The organism is Rhodococcus sp. NPDC060086 (assembly GCF_042730275.1).
In the GTDB taxonomy this organism is placed as follows: domain Bacteria; phylum Actinomycetota; class Actinomycetes; order Mycobacteriales; family Mycobacteriaceae; genus Rhodococcus.
In genome coordinates this window covers 21593-35070 of the sequence record NZ_JBHWWZ010000032.1, presented here as the reverse complement: position 1 = coordinate 35070, position 13478 = coordinate 21593, and the positions used below count along the sequence as shown (strand labels likewise).

The 13478-nt window shown below is 67.9% G+C and carries 11 protein-coding genes; 1 reads left to right on the top strand and 10 read right to left on the bottom strand.

Annotated features, from left to right (window positions below):
* Positions 1–116: 116 nt before the first annotated feature.
* On the bottom strand, positions 117–1082 hold the full coding sequence (locus tag ACFWB0_RS17500; RefSeq protein ID WP_378491760.1) for an esterase/lipase family protein: 966 nt from the start codon (positions 1080–1082) through the stop codon (positions 117–119).
* 154 nt (positions 1083–1236) lie between these two features.
* Between ACFWB0_RS17500 and ACFWB0_RS17495 the strand changes: the two genes are divergently transcribed.
* Positions 1237–1647 carry an NUDIX domain-containing protein gene (locus ACFWB0_RS17495; protein ID WP_378491735.1) on the top strand — a complete coding sequence of 137 codons (411 nt, stop codon included), beginning with the start codon at positions 1237–1239 and terminating at the stop codon, positions 1645–1647.
* A 19-nt stretch (positions 1648–1666) separates the two neighbouring features.
* On the opposite strand, the gene ACFWB0_RS17490 is transcribed toward ACFWB0_RS17495, so the two are convergent.
* The 9 genes from ACFWB0_RS17490 to carA form a co-directional block, all read right to left on the bottom strand.
* On the bottom strand, positions 1667–3685 hold the full coding sequence (locus ACFWB0_RS17490) for a primosomal protein N' (protein ID WP_378491734.1): 2019 nt from the start codon (positions 3683–3685) through the stop codon (positions 1667–1669).
* Positions 3686–3703: 18 nt separating this feature from the next.
* Positions 3704–4918, bottom strand: coding sequence for a methionine adenosyltransferase (gene metK, locus ACFWB0_RS17485; RefSeq protein ID WP_378491733.1), 1215 nt, complete (start codon positions 4916–4918; stop codon positions 3704–3706).
* Positions 4919–5079: 161 nt separating this feature from the next.
* Complete coding sequence (coaBC, locus tag ACFWB0_RS17480; protein WP_378491732.1) at positions 5080–6351, bottom strand: bifunctional phosphopantothenoylcysteine decarboxylase/phosphopantothenate--cysteine ligase CoaBC; 1272 nt, start codon at positions 6349–6351, stop codon at positions 5080–5082.
* Entirely contained in the window at positions 6348–6620 is a 273-nt protein-coding gene (gene rpoZ / locus ACFWB0_RS17475) for a DNA-directed RNA polymerase subunit omega (protein ID WP_378491759.1), read from the bottom strand. The genes coaBC and rpoZ overlap by 4 nt, the downstream gene beginning before the upstream one ends.
* A gap of 122 nt (positions 6621–6742) precedes the next feature.
* A complete protein-coding gene (gmk, locus tag ACFWB0_RS17470; protein WP_378491731.1) occupies positions 6743–7354 on the bottom strand; it encodes a guanylate kinase in 612 nt (203 codons plus the stop codon).
* Between the two features lie 5 nt (positions 7355–7359).
* A complete protein-coding gene (mihF, locus tag ACFWB0_RS17465) occupies positions 7360–7680 on the bottom strand; it encodes an integration host factor, actinobacterial type (protein WP_054807928.1) in 321 nt (106 codons plus the stop codon).
* A gap of 386 nt (positions 7681–8066) precedes the next feature.
* Positions 8067–8930: an orotidine-5'-phosphate decarboxylase gene (pyrF, locus tag ACFWB0_RS17460; protein WP_378491730.1), complete on the bottom strand. Its 864-nt coding sequence runs from the start codon at positions 8928–8930 to the stop codon at positions 8067–8069.
* Positions 8927–12265, bottom strand: coding sequence for a carbamoyl-phosphate synthase large subunit (gene carB, locus ACFWB0_RS17455; RefSeq protein WP_378491729.1), 3339 nt, complete (start codon positions 12263–12265; stop codon positions 8927–8929). The genes pyrF and carB overlap by 4 nt, the downstream gene beginning before the upstream one ends.
* On the bottom strand, positions 12265–13446 hold the full coding sequence (carA, locus tag ACFWB0_RS17450) for a glutamine-hydrolyzing carbamoyl-phosphate synthase small subunit (protein ID WP_378491728.1): 1182 nt from the start codon (positions 13444–13446) through the stop codon (positions 12265–12267). Before carA ends, carB begins: the two co-directional genes overlap by 1 nt.
* Positions 13447–13478 lie beyond the last annotated feature (32 nt).

Genomic DNA, 13478 nt, shown 5'->3' with positions numbered 1-13478 from the left:
GGGGCGGGGTCCGGCCGGACGTGTCACGAATACTGCTCCCGAATCTCGACGACGATAATTCCCACAGTCTAGGGAGTCGACAGGTGGCAGATCGGAGGCAGCCGACTGTCGGCGACTCAGAAGTTGCTCTGGATGATCATCTCGGGGATGCCGGTACCCAACGCCACGGGAACGCACTCGCCGAGACCGTAGCGGTCCGGATCGAGAGCATGCCGTATCAGGGACAGCGCGAACGGGTCGTAGACCATGTTGAAATGCCCGGTCAGGTTCGGCGGGCACAGCTCCTGGATCACGTAGTTCCGTGCGCCACCGCTGTGCAGTGCGACGTTGCTGGGGGGCTGGATCACCTCGTCGACATTCGTGCCGATCGTCGTGTACTGCACGCCGGGCACCGTGTCGGTGGGGGTGTTGACCTCGGCGAGCAGCTCCGAGCCCTCGAGTTGCTGGACGAGCGCTTCGGAGAACGATTCCTCTGCGATCCCCACCGCTCCGGGTACCAGCGCGGCAGCGGCACCGAGACCGTAGAAGGTTCCTCCGTAACTCGGCGACGCGACACCGACCCAACGGTCGACGACGTCGGCGCCGCCGAGTTCGTTGATGTAATAACGGGCGACAGTGGCGCCCTGCGAATAGCCGAGGAGGTCGACCTCGTCGGCGCCGGTGGCCGCGCGCACGGTGTCGACGAATCCGCCGAGCTGGGCGGCGCTGACACGGATGTCTCCGGTGCCGTACTCCTCGTCACCTGCGGCCAGGCCGTAGTTCAGAGCGAACACGCACCAGCCCGACTCCGCGAGCAACGGAGCGAGTGCCCCGAAGTCGGAGTAGCTGTTGGAGTCGGTGCCGTGGGCGAGTATCACCGGTCTGGGGTGTTCGGCCGACGGCACGCACGTGAAGTCGTTCGTGTCTGCGGGCGCTGCGCCACGGTGATGGTCGGCGTACTCGGCAGCCTCCGCATGTGTGTGGGCCACCGGGCCGGGGGTCACGGGAATGAAGTCGGTCGAGATTTCTGCGGGTTGTGCACCCGCCGGTCCTGCAACGAGCGCGAGGGCGCACAGTACACCCACGATCGCCGCACCCACGATCGCCGCACCCGCCGTCCGATGTGTCCGCACAACGCTTTCCTTCCCTCACCCGACCCTGTTCAATTGTGACTTCACACATCGCAATTGTCGCACCTACATGAGGTTCCACAGTGCGAGTCGTGAATCACGTGCGTCGCGCGGATAACATGTCGGGGTGGCAACGACCGGAGTGATCACCGTCAGTGCAGTCGTGTTGAGGAACGCAGCGGGGTCGTCGGTGCTGACCGTCCGCAAACGCGGAACGACCCGCTTCATGTTTCCCGGCGGCAAACCGGAACCGGGCGAGACCGCCGCCGAAACCCTGATCCGTGAATTGGACGAGGAACTCGGAGTGTGCCTGGACCCCTCAGCCCTGCGACCGCTCGGAGTCTTCCGGGCTGCAGCCGCCAACGAGGACGGATTCGAGGTCGAAGCCACCGTGTTCGAACATCCGACCGTGCCGATCGGGGGGCCGGCCGCCGAAATCGACGAGGTGCGCTGGCTCGACCTCGGTCTCGATATTCTCCCCGACGACATCGCGCCCCTGACGGCGCAGATGATTCCTTCGCTGCGAGCCGGCCGGTGACGCAGCCGGCCTGCGCCCGCTAACCGATCTTCGGCGGATCCATCTGCACGCGCAGCGGCCCGTTCGCGCGGCGTGCTGTGCGGGTCGCCTGCGCCTGCCGCAGCGCCAGACCCAGCTCCCGCCCACGGTTGCGGGCAACCCGGATGAGCATGCGGTGCACCTCGTCGGGCTCGGGGTCGTCGGCACTGAACGGCAGTCGCTGGCCAGGCGGTAGCGGCACCGGCCCGAGCACCTCCGCACCGTCGGGCAGATGTGTGGCCTCGATCAACTCGGCCACCGCTGCCGCTCCCCCGTCGACGGCCGCCATGTGGACGACGGGCGGGAAACCCACTTCGGCGCGATCTGCGACCTCGTTGCGCGCATGCCCGACCGGGTCCCATCGCACCAGCGCCTGCACAGTGGGGATGCCCGAATCGGCGACCACGACCACCTGGCCGCCGTCCGAGAACGACCGCACCAGCGCCGATGCGGTGAGCCACCTGCGCATCGTTTCTTCCGTGGCCCGCAGGTCGGCACGCCCGAGCAGCGCCCAACCGTCCAGCAGGAGCGCAGCACCGTATCCGCCGGGCGCGACGGGTTCCGCGCCGACGGTGGACACGACGAGTGCCGCCCCTTCCGGAGCGACTGCCTTGACGTCGGATCCTCCCGAGATCACCACCGGCACACCGGGAAACGCGCGACCCAGTTCCTCGGCGGTGCGTCCCGCGCCGACCACGACGGCACGTAAGGATCGGGCGCCGCATGCGTGACACCGATGGGTGGCGTCGGCAACGCCGCACCACCGGCAGGCGGGGACCGCCGCGCCGTCGGGTCCACCCGCGGACGGCAATGCGAGTGGTCCGTTGCAGCGCCGGCACCGCGCGGGTGCTCGGCACTTCCCGCACGCCAGTGCTGGGACGTAGCCGCGACGCGGTACCTGCACCAGCACGCCGTGACCGGCGCCGAGCGCCGTGCGTGCGGCAGCGAAGGCGATCGCGGGGAGCCGGGCGGCGCGGGCCGCGGGATCGCGGGCCAGCGCTTGGTCGCTGTCGGCGAGCGCGGTCACCTTCGGCGCCCACGCGCGCAGCACATCGCGGGACGGAACGAGATCGTGAGCCCATCCGGCCTCGACGAGCGACTGGGTCTCCGCGGTGCGGGCGTGCCCGGCGATGACGACCGAGGCATTCGTCGCGTGGGCGCGCAACGCCGCTACTTCACGGGTGTGCGGGTAGGGCGAGCGTGGTTCGCAGTGCAGGTCGTCGCCGTCGTCCCAGACGACCACCAGCCCGAGTCGCGGTGTGGGTGCGAACACCGCCGCGCGGGTGCCCACGACGATGCGCGCCGAGCCGCGCAGCGCGGCGAGCCAGCGTCGGTACCGTTCGGCGGGGCCTAGCCCCGCCGCGAGACCGACCACATGATCGGCGCCGGCCACCTCGACGCACGCGGACAGGACCCGATCGAGGTCACGCTGATCGGGTACGACGAGGACTGCGGCGCGGTCGGTGGATGCGACGACCGCGGCGAGTTCAGCGAGACGACGCGGCCAGTCGTCGCCCGGAAGTACCTGCCAGGCGGCACGGGCCGCGCGACCGGCACCGAGCGCGTCGAGGAAGTTCTCGCCGTGTCGATATCGCGCCCATGCGGCGTGATCGACTTCGGGCGCCGGTGGTATCTCCGTGACGCGAGGTGCTTCGGCTTCGACGCGGGCGTGCCGCGGCGGCACCGCCAGCCGCAGGACGTCCGCACGGGTTCCGGCGTAGCGGGTGGCGACCTCGTCGGCGAGCTCGACGATCTCCTCGGTGAGGACCACCTCGGCGGACACCACGCGGTCGAGTATGCCCAGCTTGCCGGGATGGTCGCTCGTGGCAACTCGGGACAGGAGGAATCCATCGACGAGTCGCCCCGCGAACCGCACACGGACGCGGACGCCGGGCTGGGCGTCCGCGTCGAGGTCGTGCGGGATCAGATAATCGAACTCGCGGTCGAGGTGTGGTAGCGGAAGCAGCGGAAGTACCCGCGCGACCGGGTCGACCTCGGCGGCGCGGCGCTGCTCGGCCACTACTGCCCCGTCGCCGGGTTACAGACCGGCTGCCGCGCGGAGCTTCTCGGCGCGGTCGGTGCTCTCCCACGGCAGAGAGATGTCGGTGCGGCCGAAGTGGCCGTACGCGGCGGTCTGCGCGTAGATCGGGCGCAGCAGGTCGAGGTCGCGGATGATCGCACCGGGACGCAGGTCGAAGACCTCGCCGATGGCCTGCTGGATCTGCGCGGGGTCGGCCTTCTCGGTACCGAAGGTCTCCACGAACAGGCCTACGGGTGCGGCCTTGCCGATGGCGTAGGCGACCTGTACCTCGATGCGGTCGGCCAATCCGGCGGCGACGGCGTTCTTCGCGACCCATCGCATGGCGTAGGCGGCCGAACGGTCGACCTTCGACGGGTCCTTGCCGGAGAACGCACCGCCACCGTGGCGGGCCATGCCGCCGTAGGTGTCGACGATGATCTTGCGGCCGGTCAAGCCTGCGTCGCCCATGGGGCCGCCCAGGACGAACGACCCCGACGGGTTGACCAGCAACCGGATGTCGGAGGTGTCGAGGTGCGCGAGGTTCGGGTCGGCGAGCACGGCGTCGACGACGTGGGTGCGCAGGTCGGGGGCGAGCAGGTTGTTCAGGTCGATGTCCGCGGCATGCTGCGTGGAGATGACGATGGTGTCGAGACGGACCGGGGTGTCGCCGTCGTATTCGATGGTGACCTGGGTCTTGCCGTCGGGCCGCAGGTACGGCAGCACACCGGTCTTGCGCGCCTCGGTGAGCCGGCGAGCGAGCCGGTGCGACAGGGAGATCGGGAGCGGCATCAGTTCCGGGGTGTCCGAGCAGGCGTAGCCGAACATCAGGCCCTGATCGCCGGCGCCCTGGAGTGCGACCTCGTCGTCGGTCAGGGTGCCGGTGCGTGCCTCGTGGGAGACATCGACGCCGCCTGCGATCTCGGGCGACTGTGCGCCGATCGCAATGTTGACGCCGCACGAGTTGCCGTCGAAGCCCTTGGAGGACGAGTCGTATCCGATCTCGAGGACACGGTCGCGCACGATCTTGGGGATGTCCGCGTACGCGGAGGTGGTGACCTCACCGACGACGTGGACCTGCCCGGTGGTGACGAGGGTTTCGACCGCCACACGCGAGCGGGGATCCTCGGTGAGCAGCGCGTCGAGGACGGAGTCGCTGATCGCGTCACAGATCTTGTCCGGGTGTCCCTCTGTCACGGACTCACTGGTGAAAAGCCGACCGCCGGTCTTGCTCACAGAACTCCCTCTCGACTGTTGGATGTAGCGCTGACACGAACCTGGTGGAACACGAACGCTGCCGATCGGATCACATCCGACCACGTGCAGACGCTACTGCGCCCGGAGCGTCGGCGCGAGTGCTGAAAATCACTCGGGTGAAACTGCTCGGCGGGTCTCGATCAACCCGACCGGGGCAGCAGGGGGCGCAAAGCGTCGAGCACGCGACTGGCCATCAGCGCCTTGGAACCGTGCGCGAGCGCGGTCTCGGAACCGTCGGCAGCGAGCAGCCACCCGTCGTTGTGGTCGACTTCGAAGGCCTTGCCGTCGCCGACGGCGTTGACCACGAGCAGATCGCATCCTTTACGGGCGAGCTTCGCGCGGGCATAGGTGAGGACATCGCCCTGTTCGTCGCCGGTTTCTGCGGCGAACCCGACGATGACCGTCTCGGCCGACAGCGTGCCGTCGTTGCGAGAGCGCACCAGGCCGGCGAGGATGTCGTCGTTCTTGGTCAGCGCCACCGAGTCCGGCTCCCCCGCACCCTTCTTGATCTTGCTGGTGACGAAGGTCGCCGGGCGGAAATCGGCGACCGCGGCCGACATGATGACGGCGTCGGCACCGACCGCATGTTTGGCGACCGCCTCGCCCATCTGCTGCGCGGTCTGGACCCGCACCACGTCGACGGCGGCGGGATCGTCGAGGCCGGCGACCGCACCTGCGACGAGAGTGACGTCGGCGCCGCGCTGCGCGGCGAGGCGTGCGAGCGCGTAACCCTGCTTGCCGGAGCTGCGGTTGCCGAGGAAACGGACCGGGTCGAGGGGTTCGCGGGTTCCGCCTGCGGAGATCACCAGGCGGCGCCCGGCAAGGTCGCGGGGCAGCGCATCAGCACGCTCGAGCAACAGCGAGGCGAGCGCGAAGATCTCCTCCGGTTCGGGCAGCCGCCCGGCTCCGGTGTCCTTGCCGGTCAGTCGTCCCGACGCGGGTTCGACGACGATGTTGCCGCGGCGGCGCAGGGTGTCGACGTTGTCGACCGTGGCGGGGTGTTCCCACATCTCGGTGTGCATCGCGGGCACGAACATCACCGGACACCGCGCGGTGAGCAGTGTCGCGGTGAGCAGATCGTCGGCGCGTCCCGTCGCGGCGCGCGCCATCAGGTCGGCGGTTGCGGGGGCGATGACGACGAGGTCTGCCTCCTGGCCGAGGCGCACGTGCGGTACCTGTGGCACATCGGTGAACACACCCGTGTGCACAGGGTTTCCGGACAGTGCTTCGAAGGTGGCTCGCCCGACGAATTCCAGGGCGGATTCGGTCGGCACGACGCGGACCTGGTGTCCGGACTCGGTGAGCGCGCGGATCAGAGCACAGGACTTGTAGGCGGCGATCCCACCGGCAACCCCGACGACGACGCGACGGCGCCCGGAGTCCGGGGCGCCGTCGACAGCCGGAGCGTTCACTCGCCTTCGGTGTGCTCGAGCAGATCCGAGTGGATCTCACGCATCGAGATCGACAGCGGCTTCTCCTGCAGGCCGGGCTCGACCAGCGGGCCGACGTACTCGAGGATGCCGTCGCCGAGCTGGTTGTAGTAGTCGTTGATCTGTCGGGCACGCTTGGCCGCGTAGATCACCAGCGCGTACTTCGAGGACGCACGCTCGAGCAGCTCGTCGATCGGCGGGTTGGTGATACCCAACGGGGTGTCGTAGACCGGGAGGGCGTTGCCCGCCATGTCGGTCGCGGCTGCCTGAATGCTGCTCACTCGGTGTTCTCCTGAGTATCGGCGGGAATGAAAACTGTGGCGGACGCGCACCCGAAACCGCCCTCGACCGATGGGACGGTCGCGAACCTGGGCTAGGTGGCGTGGGGTCCGACCAACAAGGATACCAACTCTGCGCAAGCGCGGTCGACATCGTCATTGACGATGACGATGTCGAACTCGTCCTTCGCGGCGAGTTCGGTGCGCGCGGTCTCGAGCCGGCGGGTCACGACGTCCTCGGATTCGGTGCCACGACCGGTCAGGCGCTCGACGAGCACCTCCCAACTCGGCGGCGCGAGGAACGCCAGCGTGGCCTCGGGCATCGCGGCGCGGACGGCGCGGGCTCCGGCGAGATCGACCTCGACGAGCACGGGCCTGCCTGTCTCGAGGGCTTCCCTGACAGGTGCCGCCGGGGTCCCGGATCGTTGCAGGCCACCGTGGATGTCCGCCCATTCGAGCAGATCACCGTCGTCGATCATGCGATCGAAGGTGTCCCGGGTGACAAAGTAGTAATCATGCCCCTCGACCTCTCCGGGGCGCGGGTCGCGGGTCGTCGCCGACACGCTGAACAGCAGGTCCGGCACCAGGGTGCGCAGGACGCGCACGACAGTCGACTTCCCGACGGCGGAGGGGCCGGCCAGAACGACCAGCCGACCCCTCCGCGTCTCGGGCGCGCTGTCCGACACGGGTTGTGCGTCAGCTACCACTGTGCTCAGGCTTCGAAATCGAACCTGGCAAGCAGCGCCTTGCGCTGGCGATCACCGAGTCCGCGCAGACGGCGGGTCGGAGCGATCTCCAGTTCTGTCATGATCTCCTGCGCCTTGACCTTGCCAACCTTCGGCAGTGCCTCGAGCAGGGCAGACACCTTCATCTTGCCGAGAATCTCATCGCTCTCGGCGTCCTTGAGCACCTGCTTGAGGTCGGTGCCGCCGCGCTTCAGGCGCTCCTTGAGCTCCGCCCGGACACGACGGGCAGCAGCCGCCTTCTCCAGAGCAGCGGCGCGCTGCTCGGCAGTCAGCTGGGGAAGGGCCACGGTTCCTCCGTCTCATCGTTGGAAAACAGTCTTCGACCGCTGTAACCAGCGGCGATAGCGACCGTACTCAGACGCGCCGACGATTGCGAACTCGACCCCCGCCGTTCCACTCGAAAATCCGTGCGGTAGTGCATTCCGATCCCGCGGTCGAGAACCCGCAGGTCGACGCGTGACCGGAACGGCCGCCATGTCCCCTGTCAGTGAAAAATCCCTGGTGAGGGGCCCGTCTCGTAGTGCGCGCCGCGTCGCCGGAGCACGCGAGTGTCGGCACCGCACCACGAGCCCGACCCGTTCGAAGCACCGGATGAAAAAAATCTGTGCCCTGCGCGTGTCGCGCAGGGCACAGAGCTGCACAAAGACGTGCACCGTGCATGTTCGGCCGTGGTTCAGGCCTGAAGGAACGCGAACCCGTCGACCGTGCGGGCGACTGCGTCGCGCAACGCTGCGACGGACGGACCGGCCCGCAGCACCTCACGTGAGACGTTCGGCACCACCGACCGGAGCGCATCACCCGCGAGCCGACGCACATCGTCGGCGGTGCCGCCCTGCGCACCCACACCGGGCATCAGAATCGGCCCGTGCAGCGCACTCAGGACCGGTGCGTCGGTCAAGGTTGCGCCGACCACCACACCCACCGATCCGAGAATGTCGGCGCCGGCGTTTCGTCCGGCGGCCTCGTCGACCATCACCTGCGCGACGGTACGACCGTCGTTCACCCTGGCGCGTTGCACCTGAGCGCCCTCCGGATTGGAGGTGGCCGCGAGTACGAACACCCCGCGCTGCGTCTGTGCGGCCAGCTCCAGGGCCGGAGCGAGCGCACCGAAGCCCAGGTAGGGCGACACGGTGACGGCATCGGAGCGCAGCTCAGAGGTGTCGACGAGCCAGGTGCGGGCATAGGCGTCCATCGTCGAGCCGATGTCGCCGCGTTTGGCGTCGGCGAGCACCAGGATGCCCGAGCTCCGCAAGGCATCGAGGGTGCGTTCGAGAACGGCGATTCCCGCCGACCCGAACGCCTCGAAGAACGCCACCTGCGGCTTGACCAGCGCGACCCCGTCGAACGCCTCGACGCACCGTTCGCTGAAGGCCTCGAGGCCTGCAACGTCGACAGTCAGGCCCCATGCGGTGAGCAGTTGCGGATGTGGGTCGATGCCCACGCACAGCGGCCCGCGCTCGGCAAGGGCCGAAGCGAGCCGCTGTCCGAACGGAGCCGACGCTGCGGGATTTCCGGTCACTGCTGTGTCTTCGGTCACTGCGCGAGGCTGTCGCGCAGTCGCGCCTGTAGACGCTGGATCGAGGAGACCCCGATATCGCCGCGAAGTGCCGCTTCGATGCCCTGGATCGCGGCGGACGCGCCCTGCACGGTGGTGACACACGGAATATTGGCTGCGACCGCGGCACTGCGAATCTCGTACCCGTCGACGCGCGGGCCGGAATTGCCCCACGGGGTGTTGATCACCATGTCGACGTCGCCGGCGCGGATCCGGTCGACGATGTCCAGCGCACCCTCCGGTCGGTCCTCACCCGACACCTTGTACACCTGCTCGCACGGGATGCCGTTGCGACGCAACACTTCTGCTGTGCCCACGGTGGCCATCACATGGAACCCGAGATCAGCGAGCCGCTTGACCGGGAAGATCATCGACCGCTTGTCCTTGTTCGCGAGCGAGACGAACACCACACCGGAGGTGGGCAGTGGTCCGTACGCGCCGGCCTGACTCTTGGCGAACGCGGTCCCGAAGTCGTCGTCGATGCCCATGACCTCGCCCGTCGACTTCATCTCGGGGCTGAGCAGGGTATCCACACCGGTACCGTCGGCGCGGCGGAACCGGTTGAACGGCAACACCGCTTCCTTGACCGCGACCGGAGTGTCGAGCCGGGTATCGCTACCGTCGCCGGTCGCGGGCAGGATGCCCGAGACGCGCAGCTCGGCGATGCTCTCGCCGAGCATCACCCGCGCACACGCCTTCGCGAGCTGCACCGCGGTGGCCTTCGACACGAACGGCACCGTGCGGCTCGCGCGCGGGTTCGCTTCGAGGACATAGAGGACGTCGTCCTTGAGGGCGTACTGGACATTGAGCAGACCCTTGACGCCGATGCCCTTCGCGAGCGCCGCCGTGGAACGGCGGACGTTCTCGATATCGGCGCGACCGAGTGTGATCGGCGGCAGCGCACACGCCGAGTCGCCGGAGTGGATGCCGGCCTCCTCGATGTGCTCCATGATGCCGCCGATATACACATCGGTGCCGTCGCACAGGGCGTCGACGTCGATCTCGATCGCGTCGTCGAGGAACCGATCCACCAGCACGGGACGGTCATCCGAGATCTCGGTGGCGTTCTCGATGTAGGTGGCGAGCGCCTTCTCGTCGTAGACGATCTCCATGCCGCGGCCACCGAGCACGTACGACGGGCGTACCAGCACGGGGTACCCGATGTCTGCGGCGATCTCGCGGGCACCGTCGAAGGTGGTGGCGGTGCCGTACTTCGCGGCAGGCAGGCCCGCCTCGTCCAGGACACGACCGAATTCGCCGCGATCCTCCGCGAGGTCGATCGCCTCGGGGCTGGTACCCACGATCGGGACGCCCGCCTCCTTCAGACGGCGCGCGAGCCCCAGCGGCGTCTGACCGCCGAGCTGCACGATCACACCCGCGACGGTGCCGGATGCGCATTCGGCGCTGTACACCTCGAGCACGTCCTCGAAGGTGAGGGGCTCGAAGTACAGGCGATCCGCGGTGTCGTAGTCGGTGGAAACGGTCTCCGGGTTGCAGTTGACCATCACCGTCTCGTAGCCGGCCTCCGACAGCGTCAGCGCCGCGTGCACACACGAGTAGTCGAACTCGATGCCCTGACCGATCCGGTTCGGACCGGAACCGAGAATGAGCACCTTCGGACGGTCGCGCTGCTCGGCGATTTCCGACTCGGCCCCCGGGTCGAGTTCGTACGTCGAGTAGTGGTACGGGGTCTTCGCGTCGAATTCCGCGGCGCAGGTGTCGACGGTCTTGTACACCGGGTGGATGCCCAGCTCGGTGCGCAGTGCCCGTACGGCGTCCTCGGATTCGAACTGTGCCGGCCGCAGCGCAGCGAGCTGCCGGTCGGAGAATCCGTGATGCTTGGCGAAGCGCAACTCCGTGGCGCCGAACTGCTCGGTGGCGCGTACCTGCGCTCCCAGCGCGGTGATCTGCTGGAACTGGTCGAGGAACCACGGATCGATGGCGGTGGCGTCGAACAGTTGCTCCACCGTCGCGCCGAGATCCAGGGCACGCGCGATCTGGTAGAACCGCTGTTCGGTGGGGGTCTTGATCGCCTCGAGCAGTTCGTCGAGGCTGCCGTCGACATCGGGGCCGGTCCAGAAGCCTGCGCGTTTGGTCTCGAGGGACCGCAGCACCTTGCCGAACGCCTCGGTGAAGTTCCTGCCGATCGACATCGCCTCACCCACCGACTTCATGGTGGTGGTGAGGGTGCCGTCGGCGCCCGGGAACTTCTCGAACGCGAACCGCGGTGCCTTGACCACGACGTAGTCGAGCGTCGGCTCGAAGCACGCCGGAGTTTCCTTGGTGATGTCGTTGACGATCTCGTCGAGCGTGTAGCCGATCGCGAGTTTGGCGGCCATCTTCGCAATCGGGTACCCGGTAGCCTTCGACGCGAGCGCCGACGAACGGGACACGCGCGGGTTCATCTCGATGACAACCAGGCGCCCGTCGCGCGGGTCCATTGCGAACTGGATGTTGCAGCCGCCGGTGTCGACACCGACCTCGCGCAGGATCGCGATCGACAGGTCGCGCATCGCCTGATATTCGCGGTCGGTCAGCGTCATCGCCGGGGCGACGGTGATCGAGTCGCCGGTGTGCACGCCGACCGGGTCGACGTTCTCGATCGAGCACACGATCACGACGTTGTCGGCGCCGTCACGCATCAGCTCGAGTTCGTATTCCTTCCAGCCGAGGATGGATTCCTCGATCAGGACGTTCGCGGTCGGCGACGCGGCGAGGCCTCCGCCTGCGATGCGTACGAGGTCGGTCTCGTTGTAGGCCATACCGGAACCGAGTCCACCCATGGTGAACGAGGGGCGCACCACGACGGGGTAGCCGAGCTCGGCGACGGTCGCGCGGGCCTCGTCCATCGTGTAACAGACGGCGGAGCGTGCGGACTCGCCGCCGCACTTGGCGACGATGTCCTTGAACTTCTGTCGGTCCTCGCCGCGCTGGATGGCGTCGAAGTCTGCGCCGATCAGTTCGACGTCGTACTTGTCGAGGAGGCCCTGTTCCGACAGCGCCACCGCGGTGTTGAGCGCGGTCTGGCCACCGAGGGTGGCGAGCACCGCGTCGATGGGGGTGCCGTTGGCCGCTTCGGCGGCGAAGACCTTCTCGACGAACTCGGCGGTGATCGGTTCGATGTACGTCGCGTCGGCGAATTCTGGATCGGTCATGATCGTGGCCGGGTTCGAGTTGATCAGGGAGACCCTCAGGCCCTCCTCGCGCAACACCCGGCACGCCTGGGTGCCCGAGTAGTCGAACTCGCAGGCCTGCCCGATGACGATCGGGCCGGAGCCGATGACCAGGACGTGGGAGAGATCGGTACGGCGTGGCATCAGTTCTTCTCTCCCTCGAGCATGCTGGTGAAACGATCGAACAGGTCGACGGCGTCGTGTGGGCCTGCCGCCGCTTCCGGGTGGTATTGCACTGAGAACGCCGAGCTGTCGAGCAACCGGACGCCCTCGACGACACCGTCGTTCGCGCAGGTGTGGGTGACCTTCCCGCGGCCGAACGGCGTGTCGAACTCCTGGCCTGCCTCACCTTCGAGCGCGAAGCCGTGGTTCTGGGACGTGATGGCGATCTGCCCGGTCTCGTGGTCGATCACCGGGATGTTCAGACCGCGGTGCCCGAACTTCATCTTGTAGGTGGACAGACCGAGTGCCCGGCCGAGGATCTGATTGCCGAAGCAGATACCGAACAATGGCAGCCCCTGCCCGAGAACTTCCTTGGTCAGGTGCACCACGTCGTCGACGGCAGCCGGGTCCCCGGGCCCGTTCGACAGGAACACGCCGTCGGCCTTCAGCTCGAGGATGTCGTGCAGCGTCGCGGTGGCAGGCAGCACATGCACCCGGATGCCACGGCGAGCGAGCATGCGCGGAGTGTTGCTCTTGATGCCGAGATCGAGCGCTGCCACCTCGAAACGAACTTCGCCGTCCGGCTCGACGATGTATCCGGTCTCCGTGGTGACCTCGCGGGCAAGGTTCGCGCCGAGCATCGGCGGTTGCGTCTTGACGCGGTCGACCAGCACGTCGACGTCGATGTCGTCGCCCTTCCAGGCGAGCGCCTCACCGGAGAAGACGCCGGCGCGCATGGAGCCGAGAGTACGCAGGTGACGGACGAGCGCGCGGGTGTCGATGCTTGCGATCCCGACGATGTTCTGGCGTTCGAGTTCATCCTGCAGCGACCCGGTGGCGCGCCAGCTGGAGGTGGTGCGTGAGGGGTCGCGCACCACGTATCCGGCGGCCCAGATACGGGACTCGGCGGGATTGCCGCTGGGGCCCACGGATTCGTTGTCTTCGTCGTTCCAGCCGGTGTTGCCGATCTGCGGGGCGGTGGCCACGACGATCTGCCGGTGGTAGCTCGGGTCGGTGAGAGTTTCCTGGTACCCGGTCATGGCTGTGGTGAACACGGCCTCGCCGAGCGTCTGGCCGACCGCACCGAACACGGTCCCGCGGAACACGCGTCCGTCCTCGAGGACCAGCACCGCGGTACCACCGCCGAATGTTCTTCCGCTCATGCGTTGTCTCCGTTCTGTTCGACCTCACCGGA